Raw genomic sequence first — 22,208 nt, 5'->3', positions numbered from 1 at the left:
GATTCCGTGGTGCGCGCTCATCGACCCGCCTCCTGCGTGGTGTTGAGGATGTTCACGCCCTCGAACAGTGCCGACGGGCAACCGTGCGACACCGCCGCGATCTGTCCCGGCTGCGCCTTGCCGCAGTTGAAGGCGCCGCCCAGGACGTAGGTCCCGGGACCGCCGACCGCCCGCATCGAGCCCCAGAAGTCGGTGGTGGTCGCCTGATAGGCGACATCGCGCAGCTGCCCGGCCAGCCGGCCGTTCTCGATCCGGAAGAAACGCTGCCCGGTGAACTGGAAGTTGTAGCGCTGCATATCGATCGACCAGGAGCGGTCGCCGACGACGTAGATGCCGCGCTCCACGCCCGCGATCAGATCCTCCGTGGACGGCCCGTCCGGCGCCGGCTGCAGCGAGACATTGGCCATCCGCTGCACCGGCACATGGCCCGGCGAATCCGCGAAGGCGCAGCCGTTGGAGCGCGGGAATCCCGTCAACTTCGCGATTCTGCGGTCGAGTTGATAGCCGACCAGGGTCCCGTCCTTGATCAGGTCCCAGGACTGCGCGGCCACCCCCTCGTCGTCGTAGCCGATCGTCGCCAGGCCGTGCTCGACGGTCCGGTCGCCCGTCACATTCATGATCGGGGAGCCGTATGCCAGCTTCCCCAGCTGGTCGAAGGTGGCGAACGAGGTGCCCGCGTAGGCCGCCTCGTACCCCAGCGCCCGGTCCAGCTCGGTGGCGTGGCCGATCGACTCATGGATGGTCAGCCAGAGGTTCGACGGGTCCACCACCAGGTCGTACGCACCCGGCTCGACGCTCGGCGCGCGCATCTTCTGCGCGAGGTGCTCGGGGATCTGCGCCAGCTCGCCGTCCCAGTCGTAGCCGCCGCCGGTGAGGTACTCCCAGCCGCGGCCGACCGGCGGCGCGAGGGTGCGCATCGAGTCGAACTCGCCGCTCGTCTCGTCCACCGCGACCGCCGTCAGCTGCGGATGCAGCCGCACCCGCTGCTGGGTCGTGCTGGTGCCCGAGGTGTCCGCGTAGAACTTGTTCTCCTGGACGGCCAGCAGCGAGGCGTCCGCATGCGCCACGCCGGGCGCGGCCAGCAGCCGGGAGCTCCACTCGGCGAGCAGGCCCGTCCGGTCGGCGTCCGGTACGTCAAAAGGGTTGATCTCGTACGAGGAGATCCAGGTGCGGTCGGGGTGTGCGGGCTCGGCCGCCAGCTCGACCTTCTCCTCGGCTCCGGCGGCCTCGATCACCTTGGCGGACAGCTTCGCCATCGCCACCGCCTGCGACGCCACCCGCGCCGCCGCGTCCATCGTCAGATCGACCCCGGAGGCGAACCCCCAGGCGCCGCCGTGCACCACCCGCACCGCGTAACCGAGGTCGGTGGTGTCCGAGGTCGCGGCCGTACGGGCGTCCCGCAGCCGGCAGGCCGCGCTGCGGATCCGTTCCAGGCGGAAGTCGGCGTGTTCGGCGCCCAGTGCGCGGGCCCGTGCCAGCGCGGCGTCGGCCAGCGCGTGCAGCGGCAGGGCGAGGAAGGTCTCATCAAGGGTGTGGGGTACAGCAGGCACGTCATCCTCCCGTAGTTGGCGCCTGCATCATGCCCTGCTTCTGTGGGGACCCGACAGTGACCGGCGCGGGGCCCTGTACAGGCTCGATTCCCCGGATTGCCCCTGTGACCGATAGTTTCGTAGCGAACTCAGGACGGATCAGGAAACGGAAAGGGTGATCTTTTGAGCCGCTCGGTTCTGGTCACCGGAGGCAACCGCGGCATTGGCCTCGCCATTGCCCGTGCCTTCGCCGAGGCAGGCGACAAGGTCGCCATCACCTACCGCTCGGGCGAGCCTCCCGCGGGATTTTTGGCCGTGAAGTGCGACATCACGGACAGCGAGCAGGTCGAGCAGGCGTACAAGGAGATCGAGGAGAAGCAGGGCGCGGTCGAGGTGCTGGTGGCCAACGCCGGCGTCACCCGCGATCAGCTGCTGATGCGGATGTCCGAGGAGGACTTCACCTCGGTCCTCGAGACCAACCTCACCGGCACCTTCCGGGTGGTCAAGCGCGCCAACCGCGCGATGCTGCGGGCCCGCAAGGGCCGCGTGGTGCTGATCTCCTCCGTGGTGGGCCTGATGGGCGGCCCGGGGCAGTCGAACTACGCCGCGTCGAAGGCCGGTCTGGTGGGCTTCGCCCGCTCGCTCGCCCGGGAGCTGGGCAGCCGGAACATCACCGTCAACGTCGTGGCGCCCGGTTTCGTCGACACCGACATGACCCGCGCGCTGACCGACGACCAGCGGGACAACATCATGAAGCAGGTGCCGCTCGGGCGCTATGCGCAGCCCGAGGAGATCGCCGCCTCGGTCCGCTTCCTGGCCTCCGACGAGGCCGCGTACATCACTGGAGCCGTCATTCCCGTCGACGGCGGATTGGGCATGGGTCACTGATCAGCATGAGTGGAATCCTTGCAGGTAAGCGCATCCTGGTCACAGGCGTGCTGACCGAGTCGTCGATCGCGTTCCAGGCGGCCAAGGTCGCCCAGAACGAGGGCGCCGAGGTCATCCTCACCGGCTTCGGCCGGCTCTCGCTCGTCGAGCGGATCGCCAAGCGGCTGCCGAAGCCGGCGCCGGTCATCGAGCTGGACGTCACCAACCAGGAGCACCTGGACTCCCTCGCCGACAAGGTCCGCGAGCACCAGGGCGAGGACGCCCGCATCGACGGCATCGTCCACTCCATCGCCTTCGGCCCCCAGGGCGCCTTCAACTTCCTGGAGGCGAGCTGGGAGGACGTCTCGACGGCGGTGCAGGTTTCGGCGTACTCCTACAAGTCGCTGACCATGGCCCTGCTGCCGCTGATGAGCCCCGGCGCCTCGATCGTCGGCCTCACCTTCGACGCGCAGATCGCCTGGCCGAAGTACGACTGGATGGGCGTGGCCAAGGCGGCCCTGGAGGGCACCAACCGCTACCTGGCGCGCGACCTGGGCCCCAAGGGCATCCGCTGCAACCTGGTCTCGGCCGGCCCGATCAAGTCGATGGCCGCCAAGTCCATCCCCGGCTTCGAGGAGCTGGCGGACGTGTGGAACCACCGCGCCCCGATCGGCTGGGACCTGGCCGACCCGGAGCCGGCCGGCCGCGGTGTCGTCGGCCTGCTGTCCGACTTCTTCCCGCGCACGACCGGTGAGATCGTGCACGTCGACGGCGGCGTGCACATGATGGGCGCCTGACGCCCGCAGCGCATCTCCACTGCCCGTCCCGGTCCGCCGGGGCGGGCAGAACGCGTTTTCGAGTCGAGAAGCGGCGGGCCGCGCCACACACTGGAGAAGGCGCCGGGGCTCGCCCGGCGCCTTCCCGGCCCATCGTTCCCGGCGCATCGTGGGGAGGTTTCGGCATGCCCGCATCCCGCCGCCGTACGGCCGCTCTGACGGCCGCCCTGACCGCCCTCCTGGGCGTCACCGCATCGGCCGCGCGGGCGATGCCGCCCGCCCCCGGTGACGATCCCCGGGAGGTGCCACGGGCCCAGTGCCGTACCACCGTCGTGGGCAGCACCGGCACCGCCCGCTGCTTCAACCCCAACGGCAGCCTCAGCCGGGTACGGCTGCACATCGAGTGCAAGCGCTGGTACGACCCGGACGTGGACACCCGCGCCGTGCCGGTCGGTCCCGCCCGGCAGATCACCGTCGCCGGGCGCTGCTGGCAGGAGATCCAGGACCTCTGGGTCAGCCAGGAACCGGGGGAGTGAGGGGGCGGACGGGGCGGAGGGGGTGGACGGGGCGGAGGGTCTGGGGCTTGTCGGTCACGCCGTGCGCACCGGTCCCCTCGCGTCGTGCGCTCCGGCCCTCGTCGCGTCGTGCGCCGTGGTCCCCATCAGGCCCTGCCCTCAGGTCCCCATCGTGCCGTGCCCTCAGGTCCCGATTGTGCTGTGAGCGCCGGTCCTCATCCCGCCGTGCGCTCCGTCCCCATCCCGCCGTGCGCTCCGGGAATACGGTCCCGGGACCGCCGCGTTGTGGCCCCGCAGGGGGCGCTCGTACCCCCTACGGGATGCGTTCGACCGCGCCTTAGGGGACCCGCGGCCCCCCGGCACCCGACCGCCTGACTCAGGCGCGTCCCAGGGCGGGGAACCGGCAGCCGAAGGAGTGTGTGCTGGCCTCGGCGGCGGCGCGGTCGCCGTCGCCCGCACGGATCGCCTCCACCAGGCGCGCATGGTCCATATGCGCCTCCGGCCGCAGCACCTCGCCCACATCGGCCCGCAGGAAGTGGCGCAGCACGCCCCCGAGGTCGGCGTAGAGCTCGGCGAGCACCTCGTTGTGCGAGGCCGCCACCACCGCCATGTGCAAGGTCGCGTCCGCCTCCACGAACGCCTCGGCCGCCCCGGACTCCCAGGCCGCCTCGCGTCGCTCCAGCAGCGCGTCGAGCTGCCGCAGATCCTGTTCCGTACGGCGCTGCGCGGCCAGCCGGGCGGCCTCCGCCTCCAGCGCGCTGCGCAGCTCGGCGACATGGCGGGGGTCGGCGTCCGCGAAGCGGCGGTTCATCACCCCGGCCAGCTCGCTGGTGGCGATCACATAGGTGCCCGAGCCCTGCCGGATGTCGAGCAGCCCGTTGTGCGCCAGCGCCCGTACGGCCTCGCGGACGGTGTTACGGGCCACTCCGAGCTCCTCGACGAGCTCCGGCTCGGTCGGGATGCGGGAGCCCACCGGCCACTCGCCGGATGTGATCTGGGCGCGCAGCTGCGCGATCACCTGGTCGGCCAGGGCGGACCGGCGGGGCGAGCTCAGTGGCATGACGGTGCTCCGGAGGGGTGGGGCGGACGGGCGGCGGCGCGGACGCCGGCCGGTCCGTGCGGTCCGTGGCGTCGTGTGCGACGGCAGAGGCTATCCGTAACCGCGGCCCTCGCGAGTGGACAATCATTCATCCCATGATTCTATGATGACGTCCATGGCAGACGAAGACCTCGCGACCCTCGGCCCGGCGGCGACCGCGCCCTCCACGACCCCGCGCCCCCTCAACAGAAGCGATGACACCTCGGGCGCAGCCCGGCCCGGCGGCGCAGACCCGCGCTGGCTGTCTGCGGTCGTGATCGCCGGAATCGTCCTCGCCGCACTCAACCTCCGCCCCGCGATCACCAGCCTGGGCGCGCTCCTGGAGGAGGTCCGCGACGGCCTCGGTATGAGCGGCACCGTCGCCGGGCTGCTGACCTCCGTACCGTCGCTGTGTTTCGCCGTCTTCGGCATCGCGGCACCCCGGCTGGCCCGCCGTTTCGGCCCCGGCGCCGTGGTCTGCGGCGGTATGGCCGCGATAGCCACGGGCGTCGCGCTGCGGCCGTTCACCGGAGGCACCGCGGGCTTTCTCGCCGCCAGCGCGCTGGCGCTGGCCGGCATCGCGGTCGGCAACGTCCTGATGCCGGTCGTCATCAAGCGCTGGTTCCCCGACCGGGTCGGCCCGATGACCGGGCTGTACTCCATGGCGCTGGCCCTGGGCACCTCGCTGGCCGCGGCGCTCACCGTTCCCATGACCTCGGCGCTGGGCGGCAGTTGGCGGAGCGGGCTGTCGGTGTGGGCGGTCCTCGCGGCCGTCGCCGTACTGCCCTGGCTCGCGGTCGTCCGCCGTCGTTCCGGCTCCGCGGGACCGTCCGCGGACGTTGCGGCGTCCACCCCGGAACCCCCCGTACGGATCACCTCGTCACCCACCGCCTGGGCGCTCGCCGTCTTCTTCGGCCTCCAGGCCACCGCCGCCTACATCACCATGGGCTGGATGCCGCAGATCTTCCGCGACGCCGGGGTCTCGCCGAGCACCGCGGGCGTGCTGCTCGCCGTCACGATGGCGATGGGCGTCCCACTCTCGTTCGTGCTGCCGCGGCTGGCCTCCCGGATGCCGCACCAGGGTCCGCTCGCGGTGGGCCTCGCCGTCTGCGGCCTGGCCGGCTACGCCGGGCTCTGGCTGGCACCGGCCGCCGGGGCCTGGGCCTGGGCGCTGCTCATGGGCATCTCCAACTGTTCCTTCCCGCTGGCCCTGACCATGATCGGGATGCGCTCGTCCACCGCGGCGGGCGTGGCCAAGCTGTCGGCCTTCGCGCAGTCCGTCGGCTATCTGATCTCCATCCCCGGGCCGCTGCTCGTCGGCACGCTCTACCAGCACAGCGGCGGCTGGGGCCTGCCGATCGCGCTGATGGCCGGGCTGCTGGTGCCGCAGATGCTGGTGGGCGTGCTGGCAGGCCGGGACCGCCGCATCGAGGACGAGGCGTGAGTGCGACACTGGGCGCATGCCAGTGCTCGAACCGAACCCGCAGGGTGGCCAGAAGAAGCTGCTCCTCGTGCTGGGCGCCATGCTCGGCGTGACCGTCCTCATCGCGATCATCGCGAGTATCGCGGCGCCCTGACGCATCCTGACGCACCCTGACGCGACCCGGCAGGCGTGGTGCGGGTGGGGCGATCCCCTCGTCCCCTAGGGGGTCGGGTCAGGGGTAAATGGGGGGCTTCCCCGATAGGAACGGGCGCCGAAGATCCGTAGCTTCGAAGTACACCGCCCGCCGCGGTGGGCGCGCCGCAGCTCGCGGCCGCGCAGTCCTTCGATTCGCCACGGAGGCGATCGCCATGTCCGCCGCGTCGTGCAGGCCGTCCGTTCCCAAGGCCACCGGCCTGCGCAGACGACTGCCGTGGTGGGCGCTGGGCCTGCCGGTGATCTCCTTCGTCGCCCTGCTGGCGCTGATATCGGCCCCGTCCGCCGCGCATGCCGCCGAGGCCTCCCCGAGCGGCCTGGCGTCGCTGCTGGACTTCCTCGCCCGGCTGGTCGGGGCGGGGGTCTGACGGGGGCAGGCAGGGGGCGTGGGGGAGGGGTCCGGCCGCGACGGGACAGGGGGCGGCGCACCGCTGGTGCCCTCGCGGGTGCATGCCGGCCGCGCGTCGTGGCGGCCCCGGCACACGGCGAGCGGCCCTCGCGCCGGGACGCCATGTGGCGGAGCGCAACCGAGCCCGGGACACCACACCGCCCGAGTGCGCCGGGGCGCGGCGGACGGTGCGCGCCCCGGGTATCCCGTCCCGCGTGCCCCGTCCTGCGTGTCCCGTCCTGCGTATCCGCCCCGCGTATCCGCCCCGCGCTTCGCGCCCTGCCCGTCCCAGCCCGTCCCGGCCCGTTCTCCGCGTCCCCGAGGACGTACGACGGGACGACGCGGAGCCCTCGTCACCCGTCGTCACCCGCCAGAGGGCAGCCCCTCAACACCCCGCGCCCCGCGCTGCCTTTCGTGCGAAGCTGGGACGCATGAGCGCCGATACACCCCGCCGGATTGTCCTCCTCCGACACGCAAAGGCCGAATGGTCGGATTCCAGCGACCATGAGCGCCCGCTCGCCGACCGCGGCCGTAAGGACGCCCCGGCCGCCGGCCGCCGGCTGGCCGGTGCCGGGATCACCCCCGATCTGACCCTGTGCTCGACCGCCGTCCGTACCCGTGAGACCTGGAAGCTCTTTGTCTCCGAGCTTCCGCAGCGGCCCAAGACCGTGTACGAGGAGCGGCTCTACGAAGCCTCGCTCGGCGAGCTCCTCGCGCTGCTGAACGAGACCTCCGACGATGTGAACGACCTGATGCTGGTCGGCCACAACCCGGGGATGCACGCCCTGGCCGACGCGCTCGCGGGCGAGGCGGAGGGCGACCTGCTGCCGCGGATGAACCGCTCCGGCTTCCCGACCGCGGCGATGGCGGTGATCGCTTTCTCCGGCTCCTGGAAGACCGTCGAGCACGGCGTCGGCCGTCTCATCGCCTACCTTCCGCCGCACGAGTGAGCCACGGCGGCCGGCGCCACCCCCGCTGACCGGCTCCGGCGCCGAAGGGCCCACCGGCACACGCAACGAAGCCGCGCGGCCGCCGAGCCACGAAGCCGCCAAGCCACGAAGCCGCGAGGCAAGAGCCACAAGGCCACGGCGCAACGAAGAAGGGCCCCGGCGTGCACCGCCAGGGCCCTTCTCGTACAGCTGGTACGGCTGAGTAAAACGGGTACGGCGCGAAGCCCGCGCCCCGCCTCACTCCGCGTGCGTGTCCGCCGCCTCGACCTCTTCGCGGGTGACGCCCAGCAGGTACAGCACGGTGTCCAGGAACGGCACGTTCACCGCGGTGTGCGCCGCCTCGCGCACCACCGGCTTGGCGTTGAAGGCCACCCCGAGCCCGGCCGTATTGAGCATGTCCAGGTCGTTGGCGCCGTCGCCGATGGCCACGGTCTGGTCCAGCGGCACCCCGGCCTGCTGCGCGAAGCTGCGCAGCAGCCGCGCCTTCCCGGCCCGGTCCACGATGTCGCCCGTCACCCGGCCGGTGAACTTGCCGTCCACGATCTCCAGGGTGTTGGCGGAGGCGAAGTCCAGCCCCAGCTCCTCCTGGAGCGCGTCGGTGACCTGCGTGAAACCGCCCGATACGACGCCGACTTGATAGCCGAGCCGCTTGAGGGTCCGTACGAGCGTGCGGGCCCCGGGGGTGAGCCGTACCTCCTTGCGCACGGTCTCCACCACGGACGCGTCGAGCCCGGCGAGCAGCTCGACCCGGGCGTGCAGCGACTGCTCGAAGTCCAGCTCACCGCGCATCGCCGCGGCCGTCACCTCGGCGACCTCCTTTTCGCAGCCGGCATGCGCCGCGAAGAGCTCGATGACCTCGTCCTGGATGAGGGTGGAGTCCACATCCATCACGACCAGCCGCTGCGCCCGCCGCTGCAGGCCCGCCGCGACCACCGCGACATCCACGCCGAGCCGGGCGGCCTCCGGAGCCAGCACCGTGCGCAGCGCATCGGTCGCCGCACCGGACACCGCGAATTCGACGGCGGTCACCGGATACTTCGCAAGCCGGAAAATACGGTCGATGTTGCCGCCCGAGGACGTTATGGCGGCGGCGATGGCGGCGGTCGATTCCGCGGTGAGCGGGTGCCCCAGCACCGTCACGTGCGAGCGTCCGACGCCGCGCGGACGGTTGTCGCCCCGGCCGGAGATGATCTCGGCCTGGAGGTGCAGCGACTCGGCCCAGCTGTGCACGGTGGCCCGCAGGTCGCCCTCGGACGAGCCGGTGACGCCCTGGCCGGGCGTGGGGGCGGTGACCAGCGCGCACAGCGTGATGCGGCCCCGGGTCACCACCTGCTCGATGTCCACGACATCGACGGAGTAGGCGGCGAGGGTGTCGAAGAGACCGGCGGTGATGCCGGGCCGGTCCTTCCCGAAGATCTTCACGAGGAGGGTCGGTACGTCTTCGCCCGGTACGGCGGTGGCAGGCGGGATCTGCGATGCGCTCATGGTGCTCTTACGTTAACCGGCGGCCGGGCGCGGCCGTACAGGTGTCCGTGCCTCGGACCGCGGGTCCGCCCGGCTGCCGCGCCCACGATCCCGCGCGCCCGCGCTCCGCCGTCCGGGTCCCTCACCCCCTCCGCGACCCGCCGCACCCACGGCCCTGCGCGCCCCTACTCCGCCCTGACCAGGCCCCCGCCGCGCCCAGGCCCCCGGGGAACCCCGATCGTTATCGACTCGTGTCCGGCCCGGCCCGCCCAGGTGACCCGGAAGAGTGGCCCGCGGCCCGAACTCCCCTTTTGGTGCGGCCATTTCGCCCGATGTTCGTCTCGCGGACACCGTGCAGAGGCGTACGGAACACCCGTAATCCATGGAACTCCGGGCAACTTCGGGCCCTTCCGGCCCCGCGGGAGGCATCGCCGGGCGCCCCCGGCGGCCCGATGCACCCGGGCCCGCTCCCGGTTTCCGGTCGGCGGGCCGAGCCTGAAATAGTTCCTCACGATGATTCGCCATCCCTGACTTCCCGTCCAGGGTGTCACTCGGGGGACTATGTAATGGGGCATGGAGTGCCTGAACTCGTACTCGAATTGAACGGAAGGACCTGGACGCTCGATCCGTCCCGGTCCTACAACGTGGGGCGTGATCCGCAGGGCGACATGGTGCTCGACGACGCCAGGGTCTCCTGGCGGCACGCCACCGTGCGGTGGGCCGGCCGCAGCTGGATCATCGAAGACCAGGGCAGCACGAACGGCACCTATGTGCAGGGCCAGCGGATCCACCAGATGGAGATCGGCCCCGGCTCGGCCGTGCACCTGGGCAATGCGACGGACGGCCCGCGGATCAGCCTCTCGGCCGCCGCGCCGGCCGCGGGCCCCGTCGGCGCGCAGCCCTCGATGGCGCCGCAGCAGCAGGGCTGGCAGGCCCCGCCCGCGCATCAGGCGCCCGCGCAGCAGCAGCCGCCCGCCCAGCAGGGCTGGCAGGCACCGCCGCAGGCCCAGCAGCCGCCGTACATCCCGCCGCAGCAGGCCCAGCAGCCGCAGCAGGCCGTGCCCCCGCAGCAGTCCGTCCCCCAGGCGCGCCCCGCCCAGAAGGTCGGCGGCCCGCCGCAGCAGGCCCAGGGCGACCGCAGCCCGACCACGTTCCACCGCCTCGACCAGGGCCGCGTGATGCGCATCGGCCGTGCGCTGGAGAACGAGCTGGTCGTCTCCGACCTGCAGGTCTCCCGCCACCACGCGGAATTCCGGGCCACCCCCGACGGCCGCTTCGAGATCCACGACCTCGGCAGCCACAACGGCACGTACATCAACGGCCAGCCCGTCCCCAAGTCCGGCAAGGCCCCCGTCGGCGCGAACGACATCATCGGCGTCGGCCACTCCACCTTCCGGCTGGTCGGCGACCGCCTGGAGGAGTTCGTCGACACCGGCGAGGTCTCCTTCTCGGCCCGCCATCTGACCGTCACCGTCGACGGCGGCAAGCAGATCCTCAAGGACGTCTCCTTCGGCGTCCCGGAGAAGTCGCTGATCGCCGTCATCGGCCCGTCCGGCTCCGGCAAGTCGACGCTGCTCAAGGCGCTGACCGGCTACCGCCCCGCCAACCAGGGCGATGTCCTCTACGACAACCGGAACCTCTACAAGCAGTTCGCCGAGCTGCGCCAGCGCATCGGTCTGGTCCCGCAGGACGACATCCTGCACAAGGAGCTGACCGTCCAGAAGGCGCTCCGCTACGCCGCCAAGCTCCGCTTCCCCGGCGACACCGCCGAGGCCGAGCGCGAGGCCCGGATCGACGAGGTCCTGCACGAGCTCAAGCTGCACGTGCACAAGGAGAAGAAGGTCACCTCCCTCTCCGGCGGCCAGCGCAAGCGCGTCTCGGTCGCCCTGGAGCTGCTGACCAAGCCGTCGCTGATCTTCCTGGACGAGCCGACCTCCGGCCTCGACCCGGGCATGGACCGCGATGTCATGCAGCTGCTGCGCGGCCTCGCGGACGACGGCCGCACCGTCCTGGTCGTCACCCACTCGGTCGCCGAGCTCGGCATCTGCGACAAGCTGCTGGTGATGGCGCCGGGTGGCGGCGTGGCCTACTTCGGCCCGCCCGAGGAGGCGCTGAACTTCTTCCAGTACGACACCTGGGCGGATGTCTTCTCGGCCTTCGAGAACTACCGCGACTACGACTGGATGGGCCGCTGGCGCGGCTCCCCGCACTACCAGATGTACGCCGCGGACATCGACGCCGTCGCCCCGCAGTCGGTCAACGTCCAGGCGCCGCCGGCCCGGATACAGAAGTCCCAGAGCTGGGGCTCCCAGCTGTGGACCCTGATGCGGCGCTATGTCTCGGTGCTCGCCTCCGACCGCGGCTTCCTGGGCCTGATGCTCATCCTGCCCGCCGTGCTCGGTGTCGTCTCGATGCTGATCCCCAGCGACTACGGCCTGGGCTACGGACCGTTCCAGAAGCACCGCACCAACCGCGACGCCAGCACGATCATGCTGATCCTCGCGGTCGGCATGTGCTTCTCCGGCGCCGCCAACTCGGTCCGTGAGCTGATCAAGGAACGGGTCATCTACGAACGCGAACGGGCGACCGGCCTGTCGCGGTCCGCGTATCTGATGTCCAAGATCATCGTGCTCGGTGTGGTCACCGCCTTCCAGGGCGTGATCATCGCGGCGATCGGCTTCTCGACCCGCAACATGCCCTCCGAGGGCCTGATCGTGCCGAAGGCCCCGGCCATCGAGCTGGCGGTGGCGATCATCGCGCTCGGCTTCACGTCGATGATGTTCGGCCTGATCATCTCCTCGCTGGTCAAGACCGCCGAGAAGACCATGCCGCTGCTGGTCATGTTCGCCATCGTCCAGGTCGTCTTCACCGGCGTGCTCTTCCAGCTCTTCGACACCCCGGGCGTCGCCCAGGTCGCCTGGCTGATGCCGTCGCGCTGGGCCGTCGCCGCCATGGGCGCGACCGCCGACATGAACACCCTGCTGCCGTGGGAGCTGGGCAACCCCGACCCCCTCTGGAAGCACCAGACCGGCGTCTACGTCATGGACGTGATCATCCTGATCGCGCTGGGCGTCTCGCTCGCCTTCGCCGTCGCCCGGCTGCTGCGCCGGCACGAGCCGGAGGTCATGCGCAAGTAGCGCCGCGCGCCGCAGGAGAACGCCGAGGGGCGGCACCCGATACCGGGTGCCGCCCCTCGGCGGTGTGATGAGCGGTGAACCGCGGCTCAGTAGGCCGAGTTCACGTTGTCCATCGAGCCGTACTTGTCGGCCGCGTAGTTGCAGGCCGCGGTGATGTTGGCGACCGGGTCGTAGCTGTCCCAGGAGGTGCCGGCCACGTGGTACGCCTTGAAGGTCGGGTCGATGACCTGGAGCAGACCCTTGGACGGGATGCCGTTCTGGGCGTTGATGTCCCAGAGGTTGATGGCCTTGGGGTTGCCGGACGACTCCCGCATGATGTTGCGGTAGATGCCGTTGTACGAGCCGGGGATGCCCTTCTGGCCCATGATGTGCAGCGACTCGCGGATCCAGCCGTCCAGGTTGTTCGGGTAGACCGGCTTGGGGGCGGGCTTCGGGGCGGCGGCGCGCACGGAGGACCGGCTCGCGGCCTGCTTCGCCGCGCGCTCCTTGGCTGCGGCGGCGGCCTTGGCCTTCGCCGCGGCGGCCTTCTCGGCGGCGGCCTTCTTCGCGGCGGCCTCGGCCTTGGCGTGGGCGGCGGTGACGGTGGCCTGCTTGGCGACGGTGGCCTGCTGGCTCTTGACCGCGGTGGCGACCTGGCTGAAGGCGACCGGCTTGATGTTGATGTTCTCGGCGGCAGAGGCCTGGCTCACGCTCGACGCCTGCTCGGCGTCGGCGCCCGGAACGATCGCGAAGACCAGGGCGGCGGCACCGGCCGCGGCGACTCCGGCCGCGGAAAGCTTGTGGGTCCGGGTGAGGCTGGTGAATCCAGGAATGGCGTGCTTGGGCATGGCTGGGTTGACCTCTCCTTGGGGAACGTCGCCAGGGCCATCAGCGGCGGAATACGCCGAGTTCTGAGCACGGCGCCTGGCGACGGAGGCCATTCTTAGCGGCCGAAAATTAGCCGAGCAATGGTGTGACGTACGACCTTGGATAGTGGAACCAGGGGGCGGAGAATTGCGTCCGAGGCGGTAAATGTCCAGCTCACACCGGATCCATGGGGCCACTAACCGGGCTCGTAAGTGACCTGCGCCCTATGTTCGGCGTCACATTGTGGCGAGGATTATCTAGCCGGCCGTAATTGCAAATGCACAGCACGTATCCGCGTCCTCTCCGGCGCGTTTTAACTCAGGAATTTTCTGGTCAAATCGGGCATATTGCATTTCGTGTTCCGCATTCCCGTGGTACCGGAGGGCCGATTCGCCGGACGGCCGATACGCCGGGCGACCGGCTCCTGCGGCCCCGGCCGCCCCTATATAGAGGGGGCGGGTCCGATGCGGCGCGCCCCAGCGGCAACGCCGCCGGACGAGCCCCGGCGGCGCCACCCTGTCCAGCTCCCGCGCCGACCGGCACCCGACAGGCCGTGACCAGGGCATTCGTCCTAGGCCGCGGGACGTAGGCGGGGCGTCCGCGGGACCGATACGGCCTCCTCGTCCCGCCGGTACGGTGAAGCCATGACAGACGGAACGGGGGCCGGGATCCCCGCGGTGAGCACCGCGATCCTGGCGATGAGCAGGCATCTGGAGGTACGCGACGTCCTCAAGACGATCGTCGCCTCGGCCCGCGAGCTGCTGGACGCCGAGTACGCGGCCCTGGGCGTACCCGACGACCACGGAGGCTTCGCCCAGTTCGTCGTGGACGGCGTCAGCGCCGAGCAGTGGAAGGCCATCGGCCCGCTGCCCCGCCAGCACGGCATCCTCGCCGCGATGCTCCACGAGGCCACTCCCGAGCGGCTCGCCGATGTGCGCGAGGACCCCCGCTTCGGCGGCTGGCCCGCCGCCCACCCGGACATGTCCGACTTCCTCGGCCTGCCGGTCGCCGACGGCGACGAGATCCTCGGCGCCCTCTTCCTCGCCAACAAGCGCTGCCCCAAGCCCGAGCGCACCTGCGGCTTCACCGAGGAGGACGAGCACCTGCTCGGCATACTCGCCCAGCACGCCGCCATCGCCCTGACCAACGCCCGCCTCTACGAGCGCAGCCGCGAGCTGACCATCGCCGGGGAGCGCGCCCGGCTCGCCCATGAGCTGCACGACGCGGTCTCCCAGAAGCTCTTCTCCCTCCGGCTCACCGCCCAGGCCGCCACCGCACTGGTCGACCGCGACCCGGCCCGCGCCAAGGACGAGCTCCACCAGGTCGCCGCGCTGGCCGCGGAGGCCGCCGACGAGCTGCGCGCCGCCGTCGTCGAGCTGCGCCCCGCGGCCCTGGACGAGGACGGCCTGGTCGCCACGCTGCGCTCCCAGGCCCAGGTCCTCGACCGCGCCCACACCGCCCGCGTCACCTTCGAGGCCCGGGGCGTCCGCGCCCTCCCCGCCGCCCAGGAGGAGGCGCTGCTGCGGGTCGCCCAGGAGGCACTGCACAACGCCCTGCGGCACTCCGGCGCCGGCCAGGTCGAGGTGACCCTCGCCCGCCACGGCCAGGGCGCGCTGCTGCGCGTCGCCGACAACGGCCGCGGCTTCGACACCGGCCTGGTACGCCGGGCCGGCCGGCACCTGGGACTCGTATCGATGAGGGACCGCGCCGGCGGCGTCGGCGGCAAGCTGAGGGTGGAGTCGGAGCCCGGCCAGGGCACCGCTGTGGAGATGGAGGTACCCGGTGGCTGACATCGGCGACGGGCGGACCATTCGCGTACTGCTGGTGGACGACCACCAGGTCGTACGCCGGGGACTGCGCACCTTCCTGGAGGTCCAGGACGACATCGACGTCGTGGGGGAGGCCTCCGACGGCGCCGAGGGCGTCGCGGCCGCCGAGCAGCTGCGCCCCGACGTGGTCCTGATGGACGTCAAGATGCCCGGCATGGACGGCATCGAGGCGCTGCGCAAGCTGCGCGGGATGAGCAACCCCGCGCGGGTGCTGATCGTCACCAGCTTCACCGAACAGCGCACCGTCGTCCCCGCGCTCCGGGCCGGCGCGGCGGGCTATGTCTACAAGGACATCGACCCCGAGGCGCTGGCCGGCGCCATCCGGTCCGTCCACGCGGGCCATGTGCTGCTCCAGCCCGAGGTCGCCGGCGCCCTGCTCGCCCAGGAAGAGGGGAACAACGGCCAGGGGCGCGGTACCTCACTGACCGAGCGGGAGCGCGAGGTCCTCGGCCTGATCGCGGACGGGCGCTCCAACCGCGAGATCGCCCGTGCGCTGGTGCTCTCGGAGAAGACCGTCAAGACGCATGTCTCCAACATCCTGATGAAGCTCGACCTCGCCGACCGGACACAGGCCGCGCTCTGGGCGGTCCGGCACGGCATCGGGGCCTGACGGCGTCCGCGCTTCCCCGCTGCTCGCTGCCGCTCTCTACCGCGCCGTCGAAGCGGAACGTCGTCTTCCCATCCGAGATTCATACTGTCGTGTAGACGTAGCCCATTCGGCGTATCCCTCTTCGTGCCCCGGCGTTGTCCAGTGCAGCCGCGGCGGCTGGCCGCGGCATCGGCAACGAGGAGCAAGAGAAGTGAAGAACATCAAGCGGGTAGCGGCGATCACGATGGTGGCGGGCGGTCTCGCCGCCGCGGGCGCCGGAGTCGCCTCCGCTCACTCCGGCTCGCAGGCGCACGGCGTTGCGGTGCACTCCCCGGGCGTCGTCTCCGGCAACCTCGTCCAGGCTCCCGTCGACGTCCCCGTGAACGCCTGCGGCAACACCATCTCCGTCGTCGGTGTGCTCAACCCGGTCTTCGGCAACCACTGCGTCAACTTCTGATCGCAGCACCGCCCGCACCATCCGCATGACCCGCGTGCCGCCACGGTCCGCGCGGGCCGTGCCGGACCGGCCCCGCCACTCCTGGACGTGCGGCCGGTCCCCCTCCACACAGCCCCGTCATCGCGGCCCTGCGCCGCCAAGTGAGGAACTCGCTCTCATGAACACCGCCAAGAAGGCCGCTCTCGTCCTCGCCACCACCGGTCTCGCCGTCGGTGCCGCCGCCGGTTCCGCGTTCGCTGCCGGTGGCCCGCAGGCCGACGGCGCGGCGACGAACTCCCCCGGTGTCGGCTCCGGCAACCTCGTCCAGGCCCCGGTGCACATCCCCGCCAACGTCACCGGCAACAGCGTGAACGTCGTCGGCGTGCTCAACTCCGCCTTCGGAAACGAGACCACGAACCTCTGAGGCACCCGGCCCGGGGTGCGACACCCCGGGCCGCCCGGGGCCCCTCGGGCCCCTTTCTCAGCGCCCCGCCGACCGCGCCATGGCCCGGCGGGGCTTTCCCGCGCTATCGCCGGCGCCGCTCCTGCTCCTCCACCGCGGAGTTGTACGCCGCCACCTGCGCCCGCCGGGCCGTACGCTCCACCGGCCGCAGCGCCTCGGCACGCGCCGCGATCTCCGACGAGCTGACCGCCCCGCCGTGCTCCGCGCCCGCCATGGGGGCACCCCCACCACCCAAGCCCTTGAGGCTCCGGGGGAGGGCGATGTCGATCAGCGCACCCACCCGCTGCGCCAGCTCCAACACCCGCACCGCACGCGGCGGATAGCCCGGCGCCAGCACCTGCCGCCCCGCCTCGGCCCGTGCCCGGTACGCCTCCAGCGCGGCCTGCGCGACCGGACCGGCACCGGCCACATCCAGCTTCGAGAGCACCTCGGTCGCATCCCGCAGCGCCTCGGCCAGCTCCCGCTCCGCCTCACCCAGCGACGGCACATCGGCCGGCGGCGCCTCCCGTACCGGCAGGCAGTGCCAGACCACCTCGACATGCACATCGGGCCCCGAGCCGCCCTGAGGCCCCGCTTCGTGTATCTCCGGCACCAGCCCCAGCCCGGCCCCGGTGGCGATCACCGCCTCCCCGGCCTCCAGCGCCCGCGCGTTGAATTCCGGCGGTCCGCTGAGCCCCAGCGGATGCCCCGGCACCGGCAGTGCCACCCGCAGGCCGACCGCCCCCAGCCGCCGCAGCCGCCCCAGGGCAAGGGTCAGCCCGACCGGTCCCTCCTCTCCGGGCAGATCCGCGACGCGGTGCACCGCGTCGTCGTCCGCGATGCGGTGCACGGCTTCATCAGGTGAGACAAGTCCGGCCAAAAGGGCATTTCCCCATGCCGCCAGCCGTCCTGAACGAGGTTCATCGAGCATGCTCCCCAGCCTAGGGAACGGCACTGACATCGAGTGGCGTAGGTTTGCCGGGGGATGCGCCTACAGGTGCACGAGACGACCGAGAAGCAATGGGAGACAACGCGCTCATGAGCGATGTACTGGAGCTGGTGGACGTATCCGTGGTCCGCGAGGGACGGGCTCTGGTGGAGCAGGTCTCCTGGTCGGTGAAGGAGGGGGAGCGCTGGGTGATCCTCGGCCCCAACGGCGCCGGCAAGACCACCCTCCTGAACGTTGCCTCCAGCTACCTCTTCCCGAGCGCCGGCAGCGCCACGATCCTCGGCGAGCAGCTCGGCCGGGTCGACGTCTTCGACCTGCGCCCGCGCATCGGCATCGCCGGCATCGCCCTCGCCGACAAGCTGCCGCGCAGCCAGACCGTGCTGGAGACCGTGCTCACCGCCGCGTACGGCATGACCGCGCACTGGCAGGAGAGCTACGAGGACGTCGACGAACAGCGCGCCCGCGCCTTCCTCGACCGCCTCGGCATGAACGACTACCTCGACCGCAAGTTCGGCACGCTCTCCGAGGGCGAGCGCAAGCGCACCCTGATCGCCCGCGCGATGATGACCGACCCCGAGCTCCTCCTCCTGGACGAGCCCGCCGCAGGCCTCGACCTCGGCGGCCGCGAGGACCTCGTCCGCCGCCTCGGCCGCCTCGCCCGCGACCCGTACGCCCCCTCGATGATCATGGTCACCCACCACGTCGAGGAAATCCCCCCGGGCTTCACCCACGTCCTGATGATCCGTCAGGGAAAGGTCCTGGCCGCCGGCCCGCTCGACCTCGAACTCAACTCCAGCAACCTCTCCCACTGCTTCGGCCTCCCCCTGATCGTCGAGCGCAACGGCGACCGCTGGACCGCCCAGGGCCTGCCCCTCGCCTGACGGAGCCGCTGACCGATCGCGCCCTGTCCCGCGCCGCTCCGCCGACCTACCATGAAGCCGTGGATCCATGGGTGTGGTGGCTGATCGCCGCCGTAGGACTGGGTATTCCTCTCATCGTGACCGCGATGCCCGAATTCGGGATGCTCGCGGTCGGTGCCGCCGCCGGCGCCGTCACCGCTGCACTCGGTGGCGGCGCCGTCCCGCAGTTCCTCGTCTTCGCCGCCGTATCGGTCGCGCTGATCGCCGTCGTACGCCCCATCGCCAACCGCCACCGCGGCCAGAGCCCCCAACTCGCCTCCGGAGTCGAGGCCCTCAAGGGCAAGACCGCCACGGTCCTGGAACGCATCGACGGCACGGACGGCGGCCGCATCAAACTCGCCGGAGAAATCTGGTCCGCCCGCGCCCTCGACGACGACCAGATCTACGAAGTGGGCCAGAAGGTCGACGTCGTCGAGATCGAGGGAGCCACGGCCGTCGTCATCTGACCTGAACACACTGCACGACGCCCCACGTCTCTGAAAGACTGATCAACGGCAGGAAACGCACGACCGATTGACAGCCACGCCGGTCACCGGACCGGCACGGACCAGAAACGAAGGGCACGGGAGCCGCTGTGGATGCCGTCATCATCGTCCTGATCATCCTGGTGGTGCTCGTGTTCATCGCACTCATCAAGACGATCCAGGTCATCCCCCAGGCCAGCGCCGCCATCGTCGAACGCTTCGGCCGCTACACCCGCACCCTCAACGCCGGCCTGAACATCGTCGTCCCGTTCATCGACTCCATCCGCAACCGCATCGACCTCCGCGAACAGGTCGTGCCGTTCCCCCCGCAGCCGGTGATCACCCAGGACAACCTGGTCGTGAACATCGACACCGTCATCTACTACCAGGTCACCGACGCCCGCGCCGCGACCTACGAAGTCGCCAGCTACATCCAGGCGATCGAGCAGCTCACCGTCACCACGCTCCGCAACATCATCGGCGGCATGGACCTGGAGCGGACCCTGACCTCCCGCGAGGAGATCAACGCGGCGCTGCGCGGCGTCCTCGACGAGGCCACCGGCAAGTGGGGCATCCGCGTCAACCGCGTCGAACTCAAGGCGATCGAGCCGCCGACCTCCATCCAGGACTCGATGGAGAAGCAGATGCGCGCCGACCGCGACAAGCGCGCCGCCATCCTCCAGGCCGAAGGTGTCCGGCAGTCCCAGATCCTCACCGCCGAAGGTGAGAAGCAGTCCTCCATCCTGCGCGCCGAGGGTGAGGCCAAGGCCGCCGCCCTCCGGGCCGAGGGCGAGGCCCAGGCGATCCGGGTGGTCTTCGAGTCCATCCACGCCGGCGACCCGGACCAGAAGCTGCTGTCCTACCAGTACCTCCAGATGCTCCCGAAGATCGCCGAGGGCGACGCCAACAAGCTCTGGATCGTGCCCAGCGAGATCGGCGACGCCCTCAAGGGCCTCGGCGGCGCCATCGGCAACTTCAACCCCGCGGGCGGCGGCACGATCCCCAAGCCGAGCTCGCCCAACCGTGAAGCGCCCCCGATCGACTGACATCCGCACGCCCCTGGTGCATGATCGACAAGGACCACACCGATCATGCACGGGGGGACTCGCGTGACCATCTGGGAAGCCGTTGCCGTCTTCGTCGCGGGGCTCGGTGCCGGCACCATCAACACCATCGTCGGCTCGGGAACGCTGATCACCTTCCCGGTCCTGCTCGCCACCGGCCTGCCGCCGGTCACCGCCACCGTCTCCAACGGCCTCGGCCTCATCCCCGGTTCGATCAGCGGAGCCATCGGCTACCGCAAGGAACTCACCGGCCAGCGCCGCCGCATCATCCGCCTGGGCATCGGCGCGGCCATCGGCGGATTCACCGGGGCCACCCTGCTCCTGGCCCTGCCCTCCACGGCCTTCGAGACGATCGTCCCGATACTGGTCGGCCTCGCGCTCGTCCTCGTGATCCTCCAGCCGTACATATCCCAGGCCGTCCAGCGCCGCCGCGAGCGCAACGGCACCACGGCCAAGGCCGACGGCGGACCGCTCCTCTTCGTCGCGATCATGATGGCCAGCGTGTACGGCGGCTACTTCACCGCCGCCCAGGGCATCATCTACGTCGCCCTGATGGGCATGCTGCTCCAGGACTCGATGCAGCGCATCAACGCCACCAAGAACGTCCTCGCCGCCCTGGTGAACAGCGTCGCCGCGCTCTTCTTCGTCTTCGCCGCGGACATCGACTGGGCGGCCGCCGCGCTGATCGCCGTCGGCTCCACGATCGGCGGCCAGATCGGCGCCAGGGTGGGCCGCCGCCTGCCGCCCACCGCCCTGCGCATCGTCATCGTCCTCGTGGGCCTGGCCGCCATCGCCCAACTCCTCCTCAAATAAGGCGAGCGGGCCGATGGCGGGCGGCCCTCACGCCGGCAGGGCCCCCAGCCACTCCGGCAGCTCCTCCCGCACGGACACCCCGAGCGCCGAGAGCATCGCATCGGCCGGCGTCGGCTCGAACGGCCGCCGCAGCAGCCGCATCCCCGCCTGTTCGGGCGTACGGTCCGCTTTGCGGTGATTGTCCTCCGCGCACGAGGCGACGGTATTCAGCCAGGTGTCCCCACCACCCTGGGCCCGCGGCACCACATGATCGACGGTCGTCGCCCGCCGCCCGCAGTACGCACACCGGTGCTGGTCCCGCACCAGCACACCCCGCCGCGACCACGCTGCACGTCTTCGGAACGGCACCCGTACGTATCTGCTGAGCCTGATCACCCGCGGCACCGGCACCTCGACCGAAGCGGCCCGGATACGCAGCCCCGGGTGCGCGTTCTCGACCACGGCCTTGTCCTGCATCACCAGCACCACCGCGCGCCGCAGCGACACCGTGGAAAGCGGTTCGAAGCTCGCATTGAGCACCAGAGTCTCGCGCATCCCGTCCACCTCCCGGACCCGCTCCGCCCCCGCGGCGAAGTTGCTCCACTGTGCAGTGGCAGGTATCCCCCGAACAACGCAATTTCCGTACGCCACAAGGGAAATGACAGGCGGCAAGCAGGTGAAGAAGAGGTGGTCCGGCGGCGGCCCCCAGGGCGGCACACGGGAAGAGAGGACGCTCCGGATCCCGCCCCCGTGACACACACGGGACCCGGAGCGCACGACAGCCGGCGCGGACGCCCGGCACAAGACCGGACTCCGGCAAACCGCGGGCCGACACACCTGCGCCCCGCCGCTCCCGCCACTGCGGTACCAGCTGCCCGACGGCCTTGTACATGCCGTCAGCCAGGAACCACTGTGCGTGCGGGAAGCGCCGGGGCGCAACGCAATTACCGGTCGGTCATGGGCCTCAGCCCGCCGCCGGCACCTCGTACTCGGCAATCAGCTGGGCCCGCCCGATCGCATGGAACCGCAGATTGAACCCGACGACCGCGGGCGAGGCATCCGCATCCGGACCGAGCTTCTCCTGATCCACCGCGTACACGGTGAACACATAGCGGTGCGGACCGTCACCGGGCGGCGGCGCCGCACCCCCGAAGTCCCGCGTCCCGTAGTCGTTCCGGACATGCACGGCCCCGTCGGGAAGCCCCTTCATGTCACCGCTGCCGGCGCCGGCCGGCAGCTCGGTCACCGATGCCGGGATGTCGAACAGCGTCCAGTGCCAGAAACCACTGCCCGTCGGCGCGTCCGGGTCGTAGCAGGTGACCGCGTAGCTCTTGGTCCCCGCGGGCGCCCCCTCCCACCGCAGCTGCGGCGAACGGTTCCCCTCGGCGAGGACCTGCTCGGGCCCCAGCGTCCCGCCCGGCTCCACCTCATCGCTGCCCACCGTGAACTCGGGCACCGGCGGATGGAAATCGTGCGGGAGCGGCCGCCGCTTCAGCTCGGACACCTCGACACCTCCAGATCGCTTGCTGACACTCTG

General features: G+C 71.1%; 23 protein-coding genes. 16 read left to right on the top strand and 7 right to left on the bottom strand.

Annotated features, from left to right (window positions below; genetic code table 11):
* Window positions 1-17: 17 nt before the first annotated feature.
* Window positions 18-1,550: a TldD/PmbA family protein gene (locus AC5677_RS09380; RefSeq protein WP_497194557.1), complete on the bottom strand. Its 1,533-nt coding sequence runs from the start codon at window positions 1,548-1,550 to the stop codon at window positions 18-20.
* A 162-nt stretch (window positions 1,551-1,712) separates the two neighbouring features.
* Between AC5677_RS09380 and fabG the strand changes: the two genes are divergently transcribed.
* From fabG to AC5677_RS09365, 3 genes are all read left to right on the top strand, one after another.
* Window positions 1,713-2,417 (top strand): 3-oxoacyl-[acyl-carrier-protein] reductase, encoded by a 705-nt coding sequence (fabG, locus tag AC5677_RS09375; protein WP_403515703.1) that lies wholly within the window; start codon window positions 1,713-1,715, stop codon window positions 2,415-2,417.
* A gap of 5 nt (window positions 2,418-2,422) precedes the next feature.
* Window positions 2,423-3,193 carry an enoyl-ACP reductase FabI gene (gene fabI, locus AC5677_RS09370; protein WP_497194556.1) on the top strand — a complete coding sequence of 257 codons (771 nt, stop codon included), beginning with the start codon at window positions 2,423-2,425 and terminating at the stop codon, window positions 3,191-3,193.
* A gap of 164 nt (window positions 3,194-3,357) precedes the next feature.
* Window positions 3,358-3,708, top strand: a complete 351-nt coding sequence (locus AC5677_RS09365) for a hypothetical protein (RefSeq protein ID WP_497194555.1) — start codon at window positions 3,358-3,360, stop codon at window positions 3,706-3,708.
* Window positions 3,709-4,063: 355 nt separating this feature from the next.
* Here the strand turns inward: AC5677_RS09365 and AC5677_RS09360 are convergent, their stop codons facing one another.
* Window positions 4,064-4,747, bottom strand: a complete 684-nt coding sequence (locus AC5677_RS09360; protein ID WP_497194554.1) for a FadR/GntR family transcriptional regulator — start codon at window positions 4,745-4,747, stop codon at window positions 4,064-4,066.
* A gap of 154 nt (window positions 4,748-4,901) precedes the next feature.
* Between AC5677_RS09360 and AC5677_RS09355 the strand changes: the two genes are divergently transcribed.
* The 4 genes from AC5677_RS09355 to AC5677_RS09340 all read left to right on the top strand — a co-directional run bounded on the left by AC5677_RS09355 (window position 4,902) and on the right by AC5677_RS09340 (window position 7,739).
* Window positions 4,902-6,209, top strand: coding sequence for a CynX/NimT family MFS transporter (locus AC5677_RS09355; protein WP_497194553.1), 1,308 nt, complete (start codon window positions 4,902-4,904; stop codon window positions 6,207-6,209).
* Window positions 6,210-6,225: 16 nt separating this feature from the next.
* Entirely contained in the window at window positions 6,226-6,342 is a 117-nt protein-coding gene (locus tag AC5677_RS09350; protein WP_497194552.1) for an SGM_5486 family transporter-associated protein, read from the top strand.
* Window positions 6,343-6,556: 214 nt separating this feature from the next.
* Complete coding sequence (locus tag AC5677_RS09345) at window positions 6,557-6,769, top strand: hypothetical protein (RefSeq protein ID WP_497194551.1); 213 nt, start codon at window positions 6,557-6,559, stop codon at window positions 6,767-6,769.
* A gap of 451 nt (window positions 6,770-7,220) precedes the next feature.
* Window positions 7,221-7,739 carry a SixA phosphatase family protein gene (locus AC5677_RS09340; RefSeq protein WP_497194550.1) on the top strand — a complete coding sequence of 173 codons (519 nt, stop codon included), beginning with the start codon at window positions 7,221-7,223 and terminating at the stop codon, window positions 7,737-7,739.
* A gap of 237 nt (window positions 7,740-7,976) precedes the next feature.
* Here AC5677_RS09340 and serB read toward each other — a convergent pair whose 3' ends face one another.
* The gene (serB, locus tag AC5677_RS09335; RefSeq protein WP_497194549.1) at window positions 7,977-9,224 is read right to left on the bottom strand and encodes a phosphoserine phosphatase SerB; all 1,248 of its coding nucleotides are present in this window, start codon (window positions 9,222-9,224) and stop codon (window positions 7,977-7,979) included.
* A 545-nt stretch (window positions 9,225-9,769) separates the two neighbouring features.
* Here serB and AC5677_RS09330 point away from each other — a divergent pair.
* Window positions 9,770-12,340, top strand: coding sequence for an ABC transporter ATP-binding protein/permease (locus tag AC5677_RS09330; protein WP_497194548.1), 2,571 nt, complete (start codon window positions 9,770-9,772; stop codon window positions 12,338-12,340).
* Window positions 12,341-12,426: 86 nt separating this feature from the next.
* On the opposite strand, the gene AC5677_RS09325 is transcribed toward AC5677_RS09330, so the two are convergent.
* Window positions 12,427-13,167 carry a transglycosylase SLT domain-containing protein gene (locus AC5677_RS09325; protein ID WP_497194547.1) on the bottom strand — a complete coding sequence of 247 codons (741 nt, stop codon included), beginning with the start codon at window positions 13,165-13,167 and terminating at the stop codon, window positions 12,427-12,429.
* A 663-nt stretch (window positions 13,168-13,830) separates the two neighbouring features.
* Here AC5677_RS09325 and AC5677_RS09320 point away from each other — a divergent pair.
* From AC5677_RS09320 to AC5677_RS09305, 4 genes are all read left to right on the top strand, one after another.
* Window positions 13,831-14,976, top strand: coding sequence for a GAF domain-containing sensor histidine kinase (locus AC5677_RS09320; protein WP_497194546.1), 1,146 nt, complete (start codon window positions 13,831-13,833; stop codon window positions 14,974-14,976).
* Window positions 14,969-15,625 (top strand): response regulator, encoded by a 657-nt coding sequence (locus tag AC5677_RS09315; protein WP_497194545.1) that lies wholly within the window; start codon window positions 14,969-14,971, stop codon window positions 15,623-15,625. The genes AC5677_RS09320 and AC5677_RS09315 overlap by 8 nt, the downstream gene beginning before the upstream one ends.
* A 190-nt stretch (window positions 15,626-15,815) precedes the next feature.
* Window positions 15,816-16,061: a chaplin gene (locus AC5677_RS09310; protein ID WP_497194544.1), complete on the top strand. Its 246-nt coding sequence runs from the start codon at window positions 15,816-15,818 to the stop codon at window positions 16,059-16,061.
* Window positions 16,062-16,218: 157 nt separating this feature from the next.
* Window positions 16,219-16,464: a chaplin gene (locus AC5677_RS09305; protein ID WP_497194543.1), complete on the top strand. Its 246-nt coding sequence runs from the start codon at window positions 16,219-16,221 to the stop codon at window positions 16,462-16,464.
* A 103-nt stretch (window positions 16,465-16,567) separates the two neighbouring features.
* Here AC5677_RS09305 and AC5677_RS09300 read toward each other — a convergent pair whose 3' ends face one another.
* A complete protein-coding gene (locus tag AC5677_RS09300; RefSeq protein ID WP_497194542.1) occupies window positions 16,568-17,413 on the bottom strand; it encodes an Rv1486c family protein in 846 nt (281 codons plus the stop codon).
* 89 nt (window positions 17,414-17,502) lie between these two features.
* Between AC5677_RS09300 and AC5677_RS09295 the strand changes: the two genes are divergently transcribed.
* From AC5677_RS09295 to AC5677_RS09280, 4 genes are all read left to right on the top strand, one after another.
* Complete coding sequence (locus AC5677_RS09295) at window positions 17,503-18,312, top strand: ABC transporter ATP-binding protein (protein WP_497194541.1); 810 nt, start codon at window positions 17,503-17,505, stop codon at window positions 18,310-18,312.
* Between the two features lie 71 nt (window positions 18,313-18,383).
* Window positions 18,384-18,797 (top strand): NfeD family protein, encoded by a 414-nt coding sequence (locus AC5677_RS09290; protein ID WP_497196554.1) that lies wholly within the window; start codon window positions 18,384-18,386, stop codon window positions 18,795-18,797.
* A gap of 128 nt (window positions 18,798-18,925) precedes the next feature.
* On the top strand, window positions 18,926-19,861 hold the full coding sequence (locus tag AC5677_RS09285; RefSeq protein ID WP_497194540.1) for an SPFH domain-containing protein: 936 nt from the start codon (window positions 18,926-18,928) through the stop codon (window positions 19,859-19,861).
* Between the two features lie 63 nt (window positions 19,862-19,924).
* Window positions 19,925-20,692 carry a sulfite exporter TauE/SafE family protein gene (locus tag AC5677_RS09280; RefSeq protein ID WP_497194539.1) on the top strand — a complete coding sequence of 256 codons (768 nt, stop codon included), beginning with the start codon at window positions 19,925-19,927 and terminating at the stop codon, window positions 20,690-20,692.
* Between the two features lie 27 nt (window positions 20,693-20,719).
* Here the strand turns inward: AC5677_RS09280 and AC5677_RS09275 are convergent, their stop codons facing one another.
* On the bottom strand, window positions 20,720-21,226 hold the full coding sequence (locus AC5677_RS09275; RefSeq protein WP_497194538.1) for an HNH endonuclease: 507 nt from the start codon (window positions 21,224-21,226) through the stop codon (window positions 20,720-20,722).
* Window positions 21,227-21,635: 409 nt separating this feature from the next.
* On the bottom strand, window positions 21,636-22,175 hold the full coding sequence (locus AC5677_RS09270; protein ID WP_497194537.1) for a YbhB/YbcL family Raf kinase inhibitor-like protein: 540 nt from the start codon (window positions 22,173-22,175) through the stop codon (window positions 21,636-21,638).
* Between the last annotated feature and the right edge of the window lie 33 nt (window positions 22,176-22,208).

The sequence above is a fragment of the Streptomyces sp. JLSY215 genome (assembly GCF_059682825.1).
This window is presented reverse-complemented; position numbering and strand designations above follow the sequence as displayed.

Bases quoted from the DNA above. Each gene is read 5' to 3' on its own strand.
- fabI (WP_497194556.1), top strand. From the start codon at position 2,423: ATGAGTGGAATCCTTGCAGGTAAGCGCATCCTGGTCACAGGCGTGCTG.
- AC5677_RS09365 (WP_497194555.1), top strand. From the start codon at position 3,358: ATGCCCGCATCCCGCCGCCGTACGGCCGCTCTGACGGCCGCCCTGACC.
- AC5677_RS09360 (WP_497194554.1), bottom strand. From the start codon at position 4,747: ATGCCACTGAGCTCGCCCCGCCGGTCCGCCCTGGCCGACCAGGTGATC.
- AC5677_RS09355 (WP_497194553.1), top strand. From the start codon at position 4,902: ATGGCAGACGAAGACCTCGCGACCCTCGGCCCGGCGGCGACCGCGCCC.
- AC5677_RS09350 (WP_497194552.1), top strand. From the start codon at position 6,226: ATGCCAGTGCTCGAACCGAACCCGCAGGGTGGCCAGAAGAAGCTGCTC.
- AC5677_RS09345 (WP_497194551.1), top strand. From the start codon at position 6,557: ATGTCCGCCGCGTCGTGCAGGCCGTCCGTTCCCAAGGCCACCGGCCTG.
- AC5677_RS09340 (WP_497194550.1), top strand. From the start codon at position 7,221: ATGAGCGCCGATACACCCCGCCGGATTGTCCTCCTCCGACACGCAAAG.
- serB (WP_497194549.1), bottom strand. From the start codon at position 9,224: ATGAGCGCATCGCAGATCCCGCCTGCCACCGCCGTACCGGGCGAAGAC.
- AC5677_RS09330 (WP_497194548.1), top strand. From the start codon at position 9,770: ATGGGGCATGGAGTGCCTGAACTCGTACTCGAATTGAACGGAAGGACC.
- AC5677_RS09325 (WP_497194547.1), bottom strand. From the start codon at position 13,167: ATGCCCAAGCACGCCATTCCTGGATTCACCAGCCTCACCCGGACCCAC.
- AC5677_RS09320 (WP_497194546.1), top strand. From the start codon at position 13,831: ATGACAGACGGAACGGGGGCCGGGATCCCCGCGGTGAGCACCGCGATC.
- AC5677_RS09305 (WP_497194543.1), top strand. From the start codon at position 16,219: ATGAACACCGCCAAGAAGGCCGCTCTCGTCCTCGCCACCACCGGTCTC.
- AC5677_RS09300 (WP_497194542.1), bottom strand. From the start codon at position 17,413: ATGCTCGATGAACCTCGTTCAGGACGGCTGGCGGCATGGGGAAATGCC.
- AC5677_RS09295 (WP_497194541.1), top strand. From the start codon at position 17,503: ATGGGAGACAACGCGCTCATGAGCGATGTACTGGAGCTGGTGGACGTA.
- AC5677_RS09275 (WP_497194538.1), bottom strand. From the start codon at position 21,226: ATGCGCGAGACTCTGGTGCTCAATGCGAGCTTCGAACCGCTTTCCACG.